Here is an 18,807-nt window from a genome sequence, read left to right as displayed (position 1 = left end):
TGGAACCTCCATTCAAGAATTTTTACGGATACGTGCCAATGGACTTTCCGGTACGAAAATCCCGATTTCGCTTAGAATGAATTCACTAAACATGGAATTGGCCCACGCAAACCAAGAACGAGTGAACTCTTCCGGACGATCGGCATCGAAGCCCTCATGCATATAGAGGGTGGATGCGTGTGTATTCTTGAACATCTCGAGGATCCTTCCTTTTTCCTCTTTAGAAGTCGCCGTCATTCCCTGAATGGCCAGACTGATATGCCAGATATAATGATCAGGTGTGTGGGGGCTTCCGATTCCTTCCGCCTTCTTCCCTTCATAGAAGTATGGGTTCTGGCGACTTAGAATGAACTTACGGGTATTTCCATACGTTTCATCAGAAGCATCTGTATATCCAAGATACGGGATGGCCAACAGGCTTGGTACGTTGGCGTCATCCATCAAGTTGTATCGTCCGTCCCCATCGGTTTCGTACGCATAGATTTCCCCGAAGACTGGATGGTCCACTTTAGCGAATGTTTCGATACCGTTCTTGATTTCAACCGAAAGCTGCTCCATTTGACGAGCGAGCTGATCTTCTTTCATTTCCTCAAGCATTTCCTTCGCATATCCCAGTACAACCACAGCGAACATATTGGCAGGCACAAGATATCCATATAAACAAGCGTCATCACTAGGTCGGAATCCCGACCAAGTCATACCGGTCTTCACGGAGTACCCGCCTTTTCCCTCCCTCAGGAGAGTGTCCGATACGCGGCAGTTCTCCCGTTCAAAGAGATACGGAGATTCTGCCTCGTGACTCTGTTCCACTTTCCATACATCATGGATGACCGTCAGCACTTCCTTGAGCTGATCATTCAGCACGCTCCCGTCTCCTGTTGCCTTCCAGTAAAGGTACGTCAATTGAATGGGATAACAGAGGGAGTCCACTTCATATTTACGTTCCCAGATCCAAGGAGTCATCTCCGTACGGTCGGCCTGGTGACCTTGATTGTCTGCCGCCCGGTTGAAGGCATTCGCATAAGGGTCCAGAAGAATATACTTCCATTGGCGCTCGATGACCCCTTTCAGCATAGCGGCAATCTCCGCATCTTCTTTCGCAAGAACCAAATAGGGACGTACCTGGGCCGATGAATCCCGGAGCCACATGGCCGGGATGTCACCCGTTATCACAAAGATTCCATCCTCATCCTTCTTCAATGTCGTTTGATACGTATTCAGGAAGCAGTTTTCGAATAATTCATAGACTTCCGGATCATGGCTATAGGCCGACTTTACTTTATTTATAATCGTTTGAAACGATGCTGGTATCACTTTTTCACTCATGTTCAATCACTCCTCGTCAGTTTGAATTAAAACAGTGATAATTTCTTTAGGGCGGATGATCTTCACTGCGTTTCCGAGTCCAAGAAGGTCTTTCTTCTCTTCCAGAATCGTAGAAAGATAGACTTCATCTCCCTCCACTCTCAGTTCCTGCGGTTCATCCGTCGGGTTGAACCACCTTGCAATGGTCCCCTTTCCTTCTTCTGCAGGCTTACATGCAGTCAAGGTTAAAGCATCACCTGACCATTTAAGTAGATTGCCAGTCTGTTCATTTCTCCCTCGGCTTTGCTCAACTTGAACAACAGTCGGAGTCAATGGATAGTGATAGGCATCCTTGAAAGCACGTGACTCTATAACATTTCCTCGATGGGGGATCACCATAAATTCCGCTTTATGAAGACCAAGGCACTGTGCTTCCGGTGTTTCAAACACCCCCCAGTCCCCGAGCTCCCCAACGGAACGGAGCAGTGTGACCGCAATGGATTTCCCGTCGACGATTTCATATTCATGAAGACCCTTCCCTGCAATCGTCAACCCCTTCTCGTGGTCATTCAAGCTGACAAACCTTTGCATATGGTGATCGAAAGCCGGATTGATCCACTGACTTTCCGGCTGGTTTGGCCGCTTCACCACTTCAAACACACTATCGGCAAAGTGATACTGATTCCCTGTTCCAACGGGAAACAGTGCACGCAAACGATGGTCTTTTGCCTGATTGTCCATTGTCACTTCGACCTTCAGCCCTTTAGAACCCTTTTCGAGAATGAGCAATGTGTTAAAGGTCAGAACCACTTCTTCCTCATGTCGTCCCGCTTGACGATCTGGGTGCCAGACCAGGTCCTGCCGCTCACATTCCAGTGTTTCATCGGCTTGCTTCGGTACAAAAATTCTGGACTCGATTTCTATGGATGCACGATAGGGGTTATTGTCTACAATGTTCACAGAAGCAGTTTGCTGCTTCGTTGTGTAGGCGATACCATCACTGCTTGCTTTGAACATATACTCGTTTCCGATATCCCCCACGTCCTCATACATACCAAGGTTTTTATAATGAAAACCCGTTTGTTTGTCCAAAAGTGAATAGGTTCCGTTCTCATGAACGGTCACGCACATATGCTCATTTTCAAGCTTATGTTCTGATGCATGCCACATAAGATTCTCCTCATGAGGCGCATCCTCAACAGGTACTAAATAACACGTTTCATACCCAATATGAATCGAGGTTTCTAATGCAAAGGTTATGTCTATTTCCTTCGCATAATAAGGTTTTCTGAATCCATCTCCAGGGAGGTCGTAACCGAATGAGATACCCTTTTCTTTCACATGGACAGGGATCGTTGAACCATCCCCTCTCTCCATGACAAACGAAGGGAGTGGAATGCTTTTCAACTTATTCGGAATCTGACGAAAATCCAGTTCATCGAAATAGATTTTCTGAACCATCACTTTTTCCCGAATGACCCGTGTAGAAGGTTTTCCATCCGTGAAAAACAGAATAAGGGGAATCGCGTCGGGGTGATGATGTGTTGTGGAGATACCCGATGCAATCTCACGCGCCTGCTCCGTTACATATCTCATAACCCCTTTCTCAACCTTCTCGAAACGGGTCTCCATTTCCCGATGGACGCTATCTACACTGCATCCGCAAATACTGTCATGAGGATGATTCTCCATCAGCATCTTCCAATAAAATTCCGCAAAATCACGGTGAAGCTTTTTGTCTTTTACCAGTATCCCGATCGGCTCCAGAACTCGCTCCAATAGGGTCTGACAGCGGTCATTCGCCTGCTTTAAATAGATCCTCGCAGAGGCCGTGTTCACAAGGGTCGACCATCCATCCGTTTTTTGGTTCCTGAGTTCCCCGTGAATGGTTTGAAGCTCATCCGGCAGCTCCTTCTTCACCACGTCTATATACTCCTTGAAACTTGAATGCTTGAATGTGACGCCCGTTATGAGCTCATTGGCCGTCGCAATGGCTTCCACAATATCCTTTTGCAGAGGTTGATGGTCACAGCCATTCATAAATAACAATTGGGAAGTCGAAGCAAATTTCTCCGCGTCTGAAAGCTTCTTTTTCCAAAATTCTTCAGCCTCCCCTTGATCGGCAGGTATTTCATTTCCATTGGAATACCAATTGGCAAATAAGATCCCCAATACATTCGAGCCATCGGGAGCCTGCCACTTCATTTCTGAATATGGGGAAGAGAATTCATCATTGTGATGAACCTGATTATTGAACCCTGTCGGTGTCACCCCTCTACCGAAAGCAGCCACATCAATGTTTGCCTGCTGTAATAATTGCGGGGCCTGACCGTAAATCCCAAAGGTATCAGGGAAATATCCCAGCGTCCCCTCTTGCCCGAGTTTCTTCGTATCTTTCATTCCATAAAGCAAATTCCGTACATTCGCTTCAGAGCTCGTAAGAAATGCATCCTGCAAGATATACCAAGGACCGATGATCAAACGTCCTTCACGGATATATCGTTTGACTTCTTCTCCTTTATCAGGACGCACCTGCAGGTAGTCATCGACCATAATCGTTTGGCCATCCAGGTGAAAACTGTGGAAACCCGGATCTTGTGCCAATTGCTCTAATAGATCATCAAACAGCTTGACTAAGTAATAACGGTGTTCCTCGAGTGACATATACCATTCCCGGTCCCAATGGGAATGAGAAATAATATGAGCGGTTTTGTTCTTCATCATGACTCTCCTCCAATCATTTAGATGTGCAATTGTTTATAGCGATTCATCGATACTTTCATCACCCAATAGGCAGGCATGACACCCAGGGCAAAAGGAATCAACCCGGGCATTTGATAAATCAGGTATCCTACCATCGTTAAGCCGATGGAAAGGATGAGGTTCTGCTTGAAGCTAATGATCGTCATAATAAACGGCTGGTACAGGTAATGTTTAAACGACTGATCAAAATGAACGTAATAGGGAAAGAAATATAGAAATGAGAATAGATACAGGATACATATGAATAAAATGAGCACCGTGCTGAATAAAGCCATGATGCCTTTTAGTTGAGTAACAAGATAGAGATCCACTGATAAGAACAGACCTACACTAAAATAGATCCAGCCCAGACTGTTAACCTTCCAGAAATTCCGTTTGTAATAATGATGGTATTCATTGAAGAAAGGTTCATCCCGTCCACCTTGCAACCACTTTCTCGTAATGGCAAATAACGAAACGGTGGCAGGAAAGATCCCCAATACCACACCACCCATTACTATGTGTAAGAACCAAGTAAGATTGAGTTGAATCGTCTTCCAAATCCACAGGCTCGCATCTGTAAACAAATCTCCCAGTCGACTAAACACGAAGATCATCCTTTCTGTATTCTTTCAGCCACCCATATGCAGTTCCAACTAATTGAGCTTCATCCAGATAGTGACACAAAGAGATGGAGGGCCGTACCTTGGCAATAGGCTTCGCTTCCAATAACCGGTCCATTCGCTGCTCCAGCTCTTCTAAAAAATCAGGCTGTCTCGTGATGCCTCCACCTACCAAAATCTTCTCGGGATCCACTATGTACTGGATGTTGAAGATCCCGATAGCGAGGGTAGAAAAAAAGGAATCCAATGATTTCCGAGCTTCTACATGGTGCTTGCCAGCTTGTTCAAATACCCGCGGTCCCGTCCACCCTTCGAAATAAGGGGGTTGATGCTTCAGCCTTCTTGAAAGGGCAGAGGATGAACCCATCTCACTCCATGTCTCATAAACATTTTCATGAGTGTCACTTGCTAAAATCGAGTAGCCGAATTCGCCGCCATGAAGATTGGCTCCCTTGACGAGTTTCTTGTTCATAACAAGAGCCCCGCCAACTCCCGTGCCACATACGATACAGGCGAACGTTTCACATTCTCTTGCCGCCCCTTTCCAAAGCTCTGAAAGGGCGGCACAATTGGCGTCATTCTCCATGAAAACCGGCAACCCATACCTCTTACTGAGCAAATGTTTGACATTATGTTCATGTATAAATGGCACAGCACTGTAGCCTAAGACATGTCCAGTGTCCGTCACACTTCCCGGACTGCTAATGCTTATGCCAATCAAAGAATACTTCTTCATGCGCTTATAATACTGATCGATCACGTCACTAAATTCTTCGATTGATTGTGGGGTTGATACTTCTTCTTTCTCAACAAGCTGACCTGTAATCGAAATCAGCGCAAGTTTGATAAAGGTCCCCCCGATATCAATGGTTAATAGAAACTCCATTTCTTCACCTCATTCCGGAAGCTGATTTGATTCGGCAAGTACCTTGAACCAGTCTGCACTTTTTTTCTTTTTCCTTCTTCCGGTCTCCAAATCCAGTTCAACGAGGCCATACCTATTTTTGTACTCATTCAGCCATGACCAGTTATCAATGAAGGTCCATACATGATACCCATAACAATTTGAGCCTTCTTCTATTCCTTTGTGAAGCCACTTTAGATGATTGCACATGAATTCAATCCGGTAGGAATCCTGAATCATCCCTGAAGAATCTCTAAACCTTGCTTCACCTTCTACTCCCATCCCATTCTCTGCGATATACCAGGGGATGTTCCCATATTGGTCTCTTACTGTCAGGGCAATATCATACATGCCTTTTTCGTATATTTCCCATCCGCGATGTGGATTCATTTTCGCTCCGTCCCATTGATAAGGTTCGAAATAGTGATCAAGTGTGCCGGCCGAAGCAGGTGAGCCTGCCTTTACCCTCCTTGGCTGATAATAATTAACACCTAGAAAGTCCACGGTATACTCTTTCAATAGTTGGAGGTCTCCAGGAAAGGAACGAACGTGAATGTGTTCTTGTTCTATGAAGGACAACAACTCCTCCGGGAACTCTCCCTTCACTACCGGATCTAAAAAGCTCCGATTAAACAGTACATCTGCCCACATAGCCGCTTCCACATCTTTAGGGCTATCAGAACGGGGATAGCTTGGCGTTAAGTTCAAAATGATCCCTATTTTACCCGAGTTGTTCCTCTCCTTAAATGCCCTCACTGCTTTCACATGGGCCATCAACGTATGAAAGCCTGCCTGAAAGGCTCGATTGAGATTGAATACTCCCGGCAGATGCTTATCATTTAAATAACCCATCTCTATAGGTACAATGGGCTCATTGAACGTGACCCACTCCTCTACAAGGTCCCCGAATCGTTCAAATGCCACCTTAGCGTAAAACTCAAATTCATCCACCACTTCCCGATTGTCCCAACCGCCTTTCTCGTACAACCGAAAGGGCATATCGAAATGAAACAAATTGACAATGGGCTTAATCCCACTTTCGTTCAGCCGCTTAAATACATCCCTGTAAAAGGCAACCGCCTCTTCGTTCACTTGAATGCCATCAGGCAATAACCGGGACCATGATATCGAGGTTCGAAAGGAATTAAAGCCTATTTGCTTCATCGTGACGATGTCTTCTTTATAGTGTGCATAAAAGCCTGAAGTGTCTTCCGGCCCCATCTGCTGAAAGAAACGTTCGGGCTCCTTCTGAAACCAGTAATCCCAAACATTCTGAGCCTTTCCTTCACTACTCCCCGCTCCCTCCATCTGTGGTCCCGAAGAAGCCGCCCCCCATAAAAAACCATCAGGAAATCCCATTTATACCACCCTCTCTAGAAATCGCTTACATTTACTCTTAAAGCCATCATATAAAGAATAAAAAGGAGTTGGAATATGTTCACTCCAACTCCTTTAATAAACGCATGAAAACTTTAATAATGACACCTTTGTGGATGGGTGGATGAGGGTCATGTTCTGGAACGGTGTCGTTCTCACGAAACAATCAACCTACCATTCTCTGTTCCCCTGAGGTATGCCAAAATATAAAAAACGCAAAGCCTATAAGGCTCTGCGCCATTCTTACAACCTATCAAACATGAGATACAATCAACTCGACCCGTCCTTCGATCTCGCACGTCTCGACATCCGCGGGTAAAATGAAATGATCTCCTTTTGTCAGACAATATTCTTCTCCATGGACTTTCAGCATTCCGTTTCCGTTCAATACACTTGCCAGCTGAAATGGCTGGTCCTGCAGAAATGCGGCATGCCCGTCTACTTGCCATTTGTATACGGTAAAGTATTCCGTTTCCACAAACTTAGTGGACTCGACTCCTTCACGCGTTTCCACAACTGGCTTAACAGCTTCAAACCTGTGCGGGATCGTCGTCACTTCAATGGATTTATCGATATGCAGTTCCCGGGTGTTCCCTCCCCCATCCTTTCGGTCATAGTCATACACACGATAGGTCGTATCTGAGCTTTGCTGTGTTTCGAGGACCAACGTTCCTTTGCACAGGGCATGGATCGTGCCACTTGGAACATAGAAGAAGTCACCAGGCTTCACAGGAATGCGTCGGAGGAGTTCACTCCACTTACCGTTTTCAATCATGGAAACGAATTCTTCCTTCGTTTGAGCAGTATGCCCGAAGATCATTTCAGCACCGTCTTCGCAATCAATGATATACCAACACTCGGTTTTACCCAGTTCACCGTTTTCATGTTCATTTGCGTAGGCATCATTCGGGTGAACCTGCACAGATAGATCCGCGTTCGCGTCTAATATTTTCTTTAATAATGGAAATACGGGGGAAGGATGCTTGCCGAATAGCTCGCGATGTTCTTCCCAAAGCTCACCAATGGTCTTCCCTGCGAACTCTCCGTTGATTACGGTACTCTGCCCATTGGGATGGCCGGATATAGCCCAGCATTCTCCTGTTTCATCAGATGGAATATCGTAATTAAATCGCTCTTTTAAAGCCGTACCTCCCCAAATTCTCTCTTGAAATACGGGTTGTAGAAATAGTGGCTGGTTCATGATATCCTCCTTATTCAGTTGATCTTATTCACTTAATCCAGTTGAAGTTATATCTTGATGCCTAGCATATTCGTACTCGTTACACTCCATTCCGACTGATTGCCTTGCGGAACATGTTCTACCCGCAAGTAGATTGTCTATCAGACTGACATTTCATCAGTGGTAGTGGCGTATTCTGTATGACCGCTTCCCTTCCAGCTTCTTGTCACTCCTTATCTCTATCACTTGACCAAACGGTGTCGACACCTATAAAAAGGCCAAAATCGACAGGCGATTTTGGCAGCATTCCATTCTACATCCCTACTACACTACTAATATCCATAAACCTCCAGTTCATAAATACGTGCAGCTTGGTCTCCTGTTTGGGTAGGTTCGTTTATCGATAAACGAACAAAGCGAGCTTCCGTTACAGCTATCGTATGCTCGGTTACAGCGGCCTGATTATCCTCCACGCTTACGTTCTCTTTCCACGTTTCTCCATCCATGCTTGTCTCTATGACAAAGGATTTCGTGTTGAACGCCGGGGATTCTCCTCCTGCTTCAGCATGTTTCACGATGAATTTGGATAGATGATGTGTATCCCCCAAGTCAACGACCATCCACTGATCCGTACCAAGCGCACACCATTTACTGTTATTCTCCACTTCCCCATCAACAGCCTTGTCTGCCCCTTCACTTGGAGCACAGGCACCACTTGATTCAGTCGATTTATTCAAGGCGACATTTCTAGTCGCATCCGCGTCTTCAGAGACATAAATATAAGCTTGTTTCGTCTTGACATCTTCGCCCGAAGTATTCCGAGCCGTCAGGGTTACGGAAAATAACCCCTCTTCGGGATAGTGAACGACAGGGTTCTCCTCTGAACTAACCTCCGGCTGACCACCCTCGAACTGCCATTCCCACTCTTCCGTTACTTCTGAAGCTTCGCTAAAGAACTGGACCTTATCCCCCGGTCGCACAACCGTTTGATCGACCCGAAAGTCTGCTTCCGGTTTCGGGTAGGCTGGCCAATCCATTGTGACCACACTGCTATCCCCTCTTACAAGCTCCTCACTGACTGGTACCAACTCATAAGATGTAGCTGTTTCTTTTCCATTCCTTTTCAAGTCATTCAAGGCAAGGACATGGTTTGGAGTTGCCCCTACCCACTCCTTGGAGCCATCAGTATGAATTCTGTACACCTCATACTGTTTCACTTCGTCCATCTTATTCCATGACAACCGGACATCCGCATATAACCCATCAATGAAATGGATGTGAGAGACCTCAAGCCCCGTTGGCTTTTTCGGCTTCTCTTTTTCATCTTTGTCATTGTAGATCTTGATTTCTCCAATATGGATTTCATAGTCCCCAGGTTCTTTCACTTTATCGAAGTGAAGGGAAACGGCGGAAAGATGATGTCCCTTGAATTTCGTCAGGTTAAACGTTTGGGTGACCCAACCTCCACGACTCTTCTTTTTCACTTCCATCAATGAAGTCTTATCATCATCAAAGTCCAGTTGCACGTCCATCTCCGGTTTCTTTTCATCCGTTTTGTACGTAATCGAAAATTTCGTATCTTTGGTAATCTCCACATCTGTTTCATAAAGGGACAGGGTTGTCTTACTAGTCTCATCACGCGTTCCATGAACTTTCAATGAGCTTCCACCATAGTAAGACGTACTCCAATCAAAGGCTGGGTTCAATAATTCACCTTCTCCGTCTACTTTCCAACGCCAAGTCGGTAAAATGTCTTGGAGACTTCGGTTATTCCACTCCTGTTCAGAAGACTTCTCCCCGTCAATGGCAAAGAATTCTCCACTTCCTGTATTGAAATTCGTCGTGAATGGAAGCGACTGGATCGTTGTCTTTTCAGTAAAATGACTCGAAATTCCAGGCCAGTTCACTTCAGGATCCCCTGTCCAAAACGCTTCTTCTTTTTGATAAAACTCGTTCATTGAACTTGATGTTTTAAATGCCCAATCTGGGCGATAAATACCAAGGGATGTCCAAAGTGAGCCGTCTTCTTTGACTAAGTTGTCCCACTTTACAGAGGTCTTAGTCCCATTGGCTTCCACATCTATTCCTGCATACAAATCATAAGGAGATCGTCCGATTTCCAACGCCTTTTCATACGAGCGTTCCTGACTTCCACCCTTCCACCAGAAATTCAGGAACATACTGTCGGACACACGTCGGCCCTTATCCTGCAGGAAGTACGTATTCTCATCCGTCAAATAGTTCTGCCAATCAATCTCACCTGATTTCACCATGGAGTCATACCACATAATCTCAAAGTCCGTCGGCTTATGATCCTGAAGATAGGTAAGGAACTCTTGCATTTTCTCTGCTTGTTCCCCGTCTCCACCCTCGGTCTCCTGATTGATAAACCATCCGTCGAATCCATAATATTCTGCCACTTCAAGCAATTTGTCCGCAGCAGGGAAAGAGCCATCCTCCCGCTGTGTCAACATTTGGTCGACCCACTCTTCTTTTCCGCCATACACTTTCGGCGGGAAGAAGACATTCCCTAAGATCGGTACCCCGTTACGGTGAGAAGCATCAATCACATCAGCACTAGGGGGCACGATGATACCTTCCCCGGAAGATCCTGCCCAGTACACCATCACGTCTACATATTGCCAAAAGGCAAATGTATTCGCATAAAACTCCTTACCTCCTTGTGAAGGTACACCGCTCGTATGAGGATTTAAAGCAGATAAAGCTACAACGCGAGCAGCATTGTTCCTGTCACTTGACTCCACCCGTTTCGCCAGAGGAACCATGGACCTGTTGTAGGCTGCGTCCGGATCCTGCTCAGGAGACCACTCCAGAAGCTCTTCCGGATACCAATGAGAAGAAGTGGGACCTTCTCCCGATACTGCCAAGGGAAAAAGAAACAAGACAAAAAACATGAGACTTCCAACAATCCTTTTTTTACCGTTCTTCATTCCTTCACTCACCCTCCATTTATGATTGATTCACAGACTTACTGCCTCGTTCTAACCCACCCCCTCTTCCAATTCGAAACCACCAATCCCAAATTTGTTAACGCTTACAATAATTGAGAAAAGCAGACTGATTAGATTTAATTTAGTCGAGACGGATATAGGAATCAATTGCTCTGGAGGATGTTGTAAAGTATGAACAGTTAATCTTTAAATTTTACAGTGGGACAGTGGAACATGCTCCTTTTCCCCCTGTCCTTCTCTCTTCTTTGGGACAGGATGCCTGTCCCCTTGTCCCATCTCGCTAAAACCCCAAGTGAAACTCTTATTTTGATTCTATGGAAATGTACAACAGCCAAAACTGTAAGCACCAGAAGGCTTATGACATACTTTGTAGATATTAAGTCGGTAAAAAATACCCCAATTGTAATAGAATTCATGTGAGTATACAATTCAATCAATCATAGAAAATGATCTATAAAACTAGTACGTCCACCTCAGCGAGTCTCCCTGCTTACCTCAATACTTACTACAACCATTCATCCATACTTGTTTTCCAGCAAAATACTTGAAGGGTGGTGACAGTTCAGTTGATACCTATTTCTGGACTACTAATCGTTTCCCTGCTTTGAAGAATTTTCATTGCTTCTTTAGATCGATCATCTTCCTAATAGAACCAAAGTAGCCGGAACATGAAGAAGACATGATTTTAATTTAGTTGATGTGGGGGAAATTTGATGAAACCAAGATTATTTCGGTCAAGAAAGAAATCAAAGCTTAAAAAGAGTACATACCTTTTAGTTACAGCGACTCTCCTTTTATCCATTTACACACCTTTTACTAGTGTAATAGAGAATACCCAGGCGGCTTCAAAGGATTCCACTGTAGACCTATTATCTTCCTTGTCAGAAGAGCAACGAAAGGCTTTAAAAAAATTAGAGGCGACTCAAAATGAAGGGTTACTGGGATTTGAACCCAGGGACTTATTGATGGGAGCGGACACAACGGTCATCATTGAATTCCAATCGAAGCCTGAAGAAATCGCCAGACTTACCTCTGCATTACAGGGGGTGGATTTATCAGTGAAGGAAGCCAGGGAGAAGGTACAAGGTGAGCATCAAGAATTTAAAGCTTATGCGAAAAAGAATAACATTAAAATTGAAAAAACCTACCAGACAGCATTCAATGGAATGGCCGTAACCTTGGCAGCCGACAAGATTGAAACATTATTAGAGCTGGATGAGATTAAAGCCATTTATAAAAACCATACCTTTTCGATTGAACCTGAACAAGAAACCGATCAAGAATCAAATACACCACATATGGCAGACAGCATTCCGTTTTTAGGAATCGATCGACTACATGAGGAAGGCATCACGGGAAAGGGAGTAAAAGTGGGCGTAATCGATACGGGGATTGATTACCATCACCCGGACCTGAAGGATGCGTTTGAAGGTGGATATGACCTCGTGGATGACGACGATGATCCAATGGAGACGACCTACAAGGATTGGAAAGAATCGGGACGCCCACTTGTAGACAACTTCAATTTCTACTATACCTCTCATGGAACCCATGTAGCAGGGACCATTGCAGCTCAAGGCAAAAACACCGGTGGAGTGACTGTAAAGGGTGTAGCCCCCGATGTCCAATTGTACGGCTACCGGGTATTGGGTCCTTACGGGAGTGGCCATTCGGACGATATCATTGCCGGGATTGACAGGGCTGTATCAGATGGCATGGATGTCACCAACCTTTCCTTGGGGATGAACGCGAATGAACCATTAGGGCCAACAAGCATCGCCATTAACAATGCCGTACTGAGTGGGGTTGTGGCTGTCGTTTCAGCAGGAAACACCGGTTCAACAGCGTATTCACTGGGCACTCCCGGTGCGGCTGCCTATGCACTGACTGTAGGTGCCAGCTCTACTTCGTTGCCGATTGTACACTTTACCGCAACAGGTGATAAAGATGTTTCCATTGAACTGCAAGAATACGCAAATGATTTTGTTACGGATCTACGCTCATTCGAGGATCAGTCGTTTGACATTGTAGACCTTGGGAATGGAAGAAGAAGTGACTACGCTGGGAAGAATGTTGAAGGGAAAGTGGTACTGGTCAATCATGGAGTCATTGGCACACAAGATAAAATTGTCTACGCAAAGGAACACGGTGCGAAAGCAGTATTGGTTTATCACAGTGACCCTGACATAGGAGAATTCTCATATTTCACTGGTGAAGATCACCGCTTTATTCCTAGCTTCTACATGAACAATCAAGATGGACTGGAGTTAAAGGGTCTTCTTCATTCTGGTGAGGCGAAACTCACATTTTCAACCTACACTGTGAGCTATACAAAAGAGGATGAACTGGCGGAATTCAGCTCACGGGGCCCTTCCAGGGAAAATATCGATATCAAACCAGAAGTGACGGCACCAGGGGTAAGCGTTTTATCTACGGTACCGGCCTATTCCGTGTATAACGCTGACTCATCCGATTACCAATTTGCCTATGACCGTTATTCAGGTACATCCATGGCCGCCCCACACGTAGCGGGAATGGCGGCTCTGATGCTTCAGAATGATCCTGACCTTCAGCCGGCGGACATCAAAACACTCTTAATGAATACATCGGTTCCTTTAAACGGGGAATATAGTGTGTTTGATATCGGGGCAGGAAGAATAAGCCCTTACGATGCCGTTCATTCAGAAATAGAATTGAAAGTCATGGATAAGACGCCCATGATCGATCAAGGGGAGAAAGTAGAGCTAGACGAAATAACCGGCGGTCTTAGCTTTGGCTCTTATTTTCCAGATGAAGGACATGTTCGTACACAAAGATCGATTACCATTGAAAATAAGGGAAAGAAGAAAAAACAATTCGATGTTTCGGTAGAATTCACTGAAACTTCTTTGGATGCTGACAAAAATGGCGTACAAGTGGTCGTCGACGATAAGGTGAAAGTGAAGGCGAATGCCAAACAAAAGACAAATGTTTTCTTAACCGTTCCAGAGACTGCTGAAATCGGCATGTATGAAGGCTATATTACGTTTGTAAATAAATTAGACCTGGAAGAAAGCTATCGAATTCCATTTGCCTTCAGGACCATGGAAAGCGGATTCCATTTCACCGAGCTTTCTTCGCCTGCCATATCCCCCCCTTATGTTCATGTAAAGCGGAACTACTTTGCTAAATCATGGGTGGACCTCTTATTCAGCTTCAAGTCACCTATGAAAAAGATAGATTTCGTCTTAACAGAAGGGAACACCGGTGAAGACCTGGGCTACCTGGGGTCACTCAACCTAGAATCTGCTTACGACGGCATACATTATCTTGTCAGAGACGTATTTAATGGGGAGTACTTCCGCTTTACGAATGAAGAAGAACAACCGATCGCCTCAAAGGCTACGCAAGCACAGCCAGGCTTCTATAAAATAAAGGCAATCGGAACCAGTAAGCGGGATCTAGTGTTTACACAGGAAATGACTATTTTCATAGATCCTAAGAATCCGAGTTTACTTAGTCCATTAGACGAAAACGAGTCCCCTGTCATTGAATATCCAGCTGATCAAGAAGAGTATACGTTGGACGTGAACGTACACGACCATGAGATTGATCAAATGATGAATGCGGGGATGAACGTAGATCAAAGCTTGAATACAATCAATTATTCCATCAATAACAATTACAATCCTGTACTGCCGGTGGCAGCTGATGGATCCATTTCTCTGAAGGTACCGTTGGACGCGAACAAACCTTTTATGAGCTATGCTATCTTTGCAAATGACGCAGCTAATAATAGGAGTGAAAAGAAGACCTATTATTTTATTAAAGAAGGAATGCCATACGGATACATGGATTCTAACGCATCGACGGTAAACATGGGAGACACGTTCACGACCACTCTAGTCGTAGACAACGTAAAAGATCTGGTATCAGGAAAATGGACTATCCCGAATTTCGCGAAGTATTTTGACGTCGTGGACGTTCGACCGAATGTGCAGTTGAGTGATGACGCTAACCCCGTCGTGAATTCAGAACTTCAAGGAAACAATCTCAACGTTACATTGGATGTTGATCATCCCATGAGCGGAGAGCTAAAGGCAGTCGACCTCGAAATCAAAGTAAAAGATTCCAGTTTCCAAGTCATCGGAGAAATGAAGCCAACCTTTACGTACACGAACCATCTTGATGAGGGAAAAACGATTCCTTTTGCTTCAGAATCCATCAACATTGTTCCAACTTATTCGGAGCTTATCGGAAGGGTTAGTTCGCGTGGCGTAAGCTTCGGTTTAGACTGGACAACCGTGGGAGCCACCATCAACCTCCAGTATCCAGACGGGACCGAATATGACGGAACAGGCAGTGTGAATCGATATGGCGATTTTGTCCTATCTAAGTTGCCTATCACATCAGAACCATTCCGATTAGACATTTCCTTACCGGGACATTTTACCGTACATCAATCAGCGGGAGTCGGTGTACAAATGGGTGATGAGGTCCTTGGTCAACAAATAAACCTATTTACGTTCTATGCAACACCAGGCGATGTGAACCAAGATGATACCATCGACATTCTCGATGCCTTGCTCATCAAAGAGAACTGGCATTCAACGAATCGCAATGCGGACATCAATTTCGATAGAACAGTAGACAACAAAGACCTTAATTGGGTAGTCCAGAACTACTTACTGCAGAATCCGGATGTCCAAGATCCTCCTGAGCCACAAACAGAAAGTGAAGGAGTCACACTTGAGGAAATCTTGGAAGAATTGGGTGTGAATTAGGGACACGGGGACAGGTTCCCTGTCCCAGAATTCAAAAAAAGACGAGGGAAATCATCCCCTCGTCTTTTTACTTTTGGAGCAGTTCCTCTGTCCCTATCTTAATCAAACGGTCGTTTAGATCTAAATCGCACAAGCGGAGGGCTTTGGACTTTCTAATCAAACGTTTGTTTAAACAAATCTATTGGGACACGGTGCCTGTCCCCCCTTCCTCCGCCGATAAACCACCTTCGACAACACCACACTGCATTCATACAACAACAATAAAGGAACAATCACGAGAACATCTGATAAAAAATCAGGAGGCGTAATCAAAACAGACGTCACAATCAGAAAGAAATAAGCATACTTCCTTGTCTTTTGTAAGCGATAAGGGTTCAATACCCCGATGCTTGTGAGAAACATGATGACGACCGGCAGTTCAAACAAGAAACCAAATGGCAGCGTCATACTGATCATGAAGCGAAAGTATTTCTCCACGGTAAAGAACTCCATGAACATATCCCCGGATAAAGACAATAGAAAGTCAAGAACGATGGGAAAAATCAGAAAGTATCCCATGCTGATGCCCAGAATGAAAAGGATGAATAATGCCGGGATGTAGGCAAGGGTCACTTTCCGCTCATGTTCATGTAAGGCTGGCCGGACAAAGAGCCAAATCTGATAAGCGGCCACTGGAATGGTTCCGGCAAGGGCTACGACACTCGACAGCAGTAAATACACCCATAGGATGTCACTCGGTCCCAGAACGGCTAGCTTGATCGGGAAATCCTGGATGAACCATTCATATAGATCCCGGATATAATAGAAAGCAATCAGAAAAAACACCACAAATGTAGCAAGTGTGATGATCAGTCGTTTGCGCAATTCTTCCAAATGTCCAATTAAGTTCAAATCCATCTTCTCCATACATACACCTCTGGTTGGGAAAAAATCTTTAGTAAAGCTTAATGGTATAAACCCTTACTCCCTAAAATAATAGAAGGTGCAAGTAACGAATACCTGCACCTTACCATCGATCGATCATTCATTTACTTTTCATTGTTGGTTTTGGATTCGCGGCTTTCAGACTCGCCATCTGAAACCAATTCCCTCGTAGACTTTTTAAATTCCCTTAAGGTCGATCCGAAGGCTCTTCCGATTTCAGGGAGCTTGGATGGGCCGAAGATGATAAGCGCAATGACTAAAACCAATATCAAGCCCGGTATTCCAATATTTTGAATCATTCATGTCCCCTCCTCACCATGATATTTTCGTAGCGTGTAAAATTCAATCCATTATCCGTTCATTTTTGGGTTCTTTCCATTCGGCTTCACACCATCAAGAGAACCGGATGCCACATTCCCCTTATAGAGAACGGCATCACATTTAGGCAGGCGGGCCACCGTTTCAGCGGAACAGCTTGCAGGAACAAGGACGGCTGTTGCTTCATCCCCCACCTTCGGCCATACTTGTTTACCCGACTCATTCAATGGTGTGATCCCTCCGGTTGCCAGAGAAAGTGCCCGTGACAGTTTGTACTCACTGGACCAGCCATACAGTTCGGCAGCCCGGTGTGCCTTATGAAGGATGTCCCCGATCCCAAATGGTGACCAATGATCGGTGATACTGTCATTTCCAAGCATGACGTTTACATTCTGCTCCTGAAGCATCGGAATCGGCATGACGCCTTTCCCGTTCGGTACATGGGAGGCAATGGAAATGCCCAATGATGCCAGGCGGTTCGCCATCTCCACGTCAGCGCCAGGTGCCAAGTCTGCAAGGGCGAACGCGTGACTGATGGTTACTTTTCCTTGAAGGCCCGCTTCCTCAGTCAGATCGGCTAATCTGCGTATCGCCTTTAGACCGGTTTCCCCTCCCTCATGAAGGTGAATATCGATCCCGGCCTGATAATCAGCCGCAATTTGTACCATGGTTTGCAATGACTTTTCCATATCTCCATCGACTTTGGTTGGATCGAGTCCGCCGACATGTGTCACGCCAAGCTGCATAGCCTCACGTATGAGTCCTTCAGAATCAGAAAGGAGTAAACCGTGCTGCGGGAATGCCACAATCTCATGCCCTAACTTATCTGAATAGTTGGCTAAGGCAAGCTGCAATTTTTCCAGATTCTTAAGGCCTACTACCGGATCGATGTTACAATGGCTTCTCGCAAAGGTGGAACCATACCCGAGGATCAACTCAATCAGCTTCTCTGCACGCTCCTGGGCAGTCGGAAGTAATTCCAGTAGCAGCGACTGTTCCAATTCGATCATGGAGAAAATACCATTTTTCCTGGTGGCTGCCGCTTTCCAAGGACCACCATAATAGGTTTTATCCAGATGGATATGCATTTCCTTAAAAGAAGGAAGAAGCAGCCTTCCATCGGCGTCATAGCAATCAAGGTGCTTTTCATATGGTACACCCGTATCTGTAATCTTCGTGATTTTGCCTTGATCGATGCGGATGTTTTTCAACACCGTGCTTGTAGCGACGACCTCTCCACCTTCATACTGATATCCGCTTTCTAAACGTACGTTCAGCAGCATATAAGAACTGTTTTTTCCCGGTTGCTTCGTGTGGTGTTTATTCGTTTGATGTTCTTTCGCACCTGCCGGTTGGGGTCCAAACAATCCCATGGAACCGGTCACTCCGAGCACAGCAGAAGCGCCGCCGATCCTCCCTGCGTCCTTTAAGAACTTTCTTCTGGATAAACCATACCTTTCCTGATCCATTTACTCATTCTCCTTACATCGTGTTTTTTATAAGCTAGAACTAGCATATCAAAATCGTTTCGACTTTTTTTATAATTGCTTTGGGTATTTTTAAAATATTATTACTATTCAGCTAAATGGAATCATGGTGGTTGTTCCTTCTATGTAATCGTGGGACAGGGTGCCTGTCCCCACGTCCCATCCACGATCGATTGCTATCCATGAAAAGACATCTTTTCTGTTAAACTATA

At 45.1% G+C, this 18,807-nt stretch carries 11 protein-coding genes; 1 reads left to right on the top strand and 10 read right to left on the bottom strand.

Features of this window, described 5'->3' with window-relative positions:
* Positions 1-12: 12 nt before the first annotated feature.
* The 7 genes from ACFQWC_RS20020 to ACFQWC_RS19990 all read right to left on the bottom strand — a co-directional run bounded on the left by ACFQWC_RS20020 (position 13) and on the right by ACFQWC_RS19990 (position 11,082).
* Positions 13-1,326, bottom strand: a complete 1,314-nt coding sequence (locus tag ACFQWC_RS20020) for a glycoside hydrolase family 125 protein (protein WP_377108916.1) — start codon at positions 1,324-1,326, stop codon at positions 13-15.
* A gap of 6 nt (positions 1,327-1,332) precedes the next feature.
* Positions 1,333-4,029, bottom strand: coding sequence for an alpha-mannosidase (locus ACFQWC_RS20015; protein ID WP_377108915.1), 2,697 nt, complete (start codon positions 4,027-4,029; stop codon positions 1,333-1,335).
* Positions 4,030-4,046: 17 nt separating this feature from the next.
* Positions 4,047-4,655: a YesL family protein gene (locus ACFQWC_RS20010; protein WP_377108914.1), complete on the bottom strand. Its 609-nt coding sequence runs from the start codon at positions 4,653-4,655 to the stop codon at positions 4,047-4,049.
* Positions 4,648-5,556, bottom strand: coding sequence for an ROK family protein (locus ACFQWC_RS20005; RefSeq protein WP_377108913.1), 909 nt, complete (start codon positions 5,554-5,556; stop codon positions 4,648-4,650). The genes ACFQWC_RS20010 and ACFQWC_RS20005 overlap by 8 nt, the downstream gene beginning before the upstream one ends.
* A 9-nt stretch (positions 5,557-5,565) precedes the next feature.
* Entirely contained in the window at positions 5,566-6,933 is a 1,368-nt protein-coding gene (locus ACFQWC_RS20000) for a glycoside hydrolase family 1 protein (RefSeq protein ID WP_341357118.1), read from the bottom strand.
* 271 nt (positions 6,934-7,204) lie between these two features.
* Positions 7,205-8,152, bottom strand: coding sequence for a mannose-6-phosphate isomerase, class I (manA, locus tag ACFQWC_RS19995; RefSeq protein WP_377108912.1), 948 nt, complete (start codon positions 8,150-8,152; stop codon positions 7,205-7,207).
* 311 nt (positions 8,153-8,463) lie between these two features.
* Complete coding sequence (locus ACFQWC_RS19990) at positions 8,464-11,082, bottom strand: endo-beta-N-acetylglucosaminidase (RefSeq protein ID WP_377108911.1); 2,619 nt, start codon at positions 11,080-11,082, stop codon at positions 8,464-8,466.
* Between the two features lie 734 nt (positions 11,083-11,816).
* On the opposite strand from ACFQWC_RS19990, the gene ACFQWC_RS19985 reads away from it, so the two are divergent.
* Positions 11,817-15,866: a S8 family serine peptidase gene (locus ACFQWC_RS19985; protein ID WP_377108910.1), complete on the top strand. Its 4,050-nt coding sequence runs from the start codon at positions 11,817-11,819 to the stop codon at positions 15,864-15,866.
* Between the two features lie 168 nt (positions 15,867-16,034).
* Here ACFQWC_RS19985 and tatC read toward each other — a convergent pair whose 3' ends face one another.
* From tatC to ACFQWC_RS19970, 3 genes are all read right to left on the bottom strand, one after another.
* The gene (gene tatC, locus ACFQWC_RS19980; RefSeq protein WP_377108909.1) at positions 16,035-16,772 is read right to left on the bottom strand and encodes a twin-arginine translocase subunit TatC; all 738 of its coding nucleotides are present in this window, start codon (positions 16,770-16,772) and stop codon (positions 16,035-16,037) included.
* A 122-nt stretch (positions 16,773-16,894) separates the two neighbouring features.
* A complete protein-coding gene (locus ACFQWC_RS19975) occupies positions 16,895-17,089 on the bottom strand; it encodes a twin-arginine translocase TatA/TatE family subunit (RefSeq protein ID WP_299744311.1) in 195 nt (64 codons plus the stop codon).
* A 51-nt stretch (positions 17,090-17,140) separates the two neighbouring features.
* Positions 17,141-18,577 (bottom strand): amidohydrolase, encoded by a 1,437-nt coding sequence (locus ACFQWC_RS19970; protein WP_341357122.1) that lies wholly within the window; start codon positions 18,575-18,577, stop codon positions 17,141-17,143.
* Between the last annotated feature and the right edge of the window lie 230 nt (positions 18,578-18,807).

This window comes from Rossellomorea sp. GCM10028870 (assembly GCF_042666755.1).
Lineage (GTDB): Bacteria > Bacillota > Bacilli > Bacillales > Bacillaceae_B > Rossellomorea.
This window is presented reverse-complemented; position numbering and strand designations above follow the sequence as displayed.

Coding starts and splice junctions, on each gene's coding strand:
- ACFQWC_RS20000 (WP_341357118.1), bottom strand. CDS start 6,933: ATGGGATTTCCTGATGGTTTTTTATGGGGGGCGGCTTCTTCGGGACCA.
- ACFQWC_RS20020 (WP_377108916.1), bottom strand. CDS start 1,326: ATGAGTGAAAAAGTGATACCAGCATCGTTTCAAACGATTATAAATAAA.
- ACFQWC_RS19970 (WP_341357122.1), bottom strand. CDS start 18,577: ATGGATCAGGAAAGGTATGGTTTATCCAGAAGAAAGTTCTTAAAGGAC.
- manA (WP_377108912.1), bottom strand. CDS start 8,152: ATGAACCAGCCACTATTTCTACAACCCGTATTTCAAGAGAGAATTTGG.
- ACFQWC_RS19990 (WP_377108911.1), bottom strand. CDS start 11,082: ATGAAGAACGGTAAAAAAAGGATTGTTGGAAGTCTCATGTTTTTTGTC.
- ACFQWC_RS20015 (WP_377108915.1), bottom strand. CDS start 4,029: ATGATGAAGAACAAAACCGCTCATATTATTTCTCATTCCCATTGGGAC.
- ACFQWC_RS19975 (WP_299744311.1), bottom strand. CDS start 17,089: ATGATTCAAAATATTGGAATACCGGGCTTGATATTGGTTTTAGTCATT.
- ACFQWC_RS20005 (WP_377108913.1), bottom strand. CDS start 5,556: ATGGAGTTTCTATTAACCATTGATATCGGGGGGACCTTTATCAAACTT.
- tatC (WP_377108909.1), bottom strand. CDS start 16,772: ATGGAGAAGATGGATTTGAACTTAATTGGACATTTGGAAGAATTGCGC.
- ACFQWC_RS19985 (WP_377108910.1), top strand. CDS start 11,817: ATGAAACCAAGATTATTTCGGTCAAGAAAGAAATCAAAGCTTAAAAAG.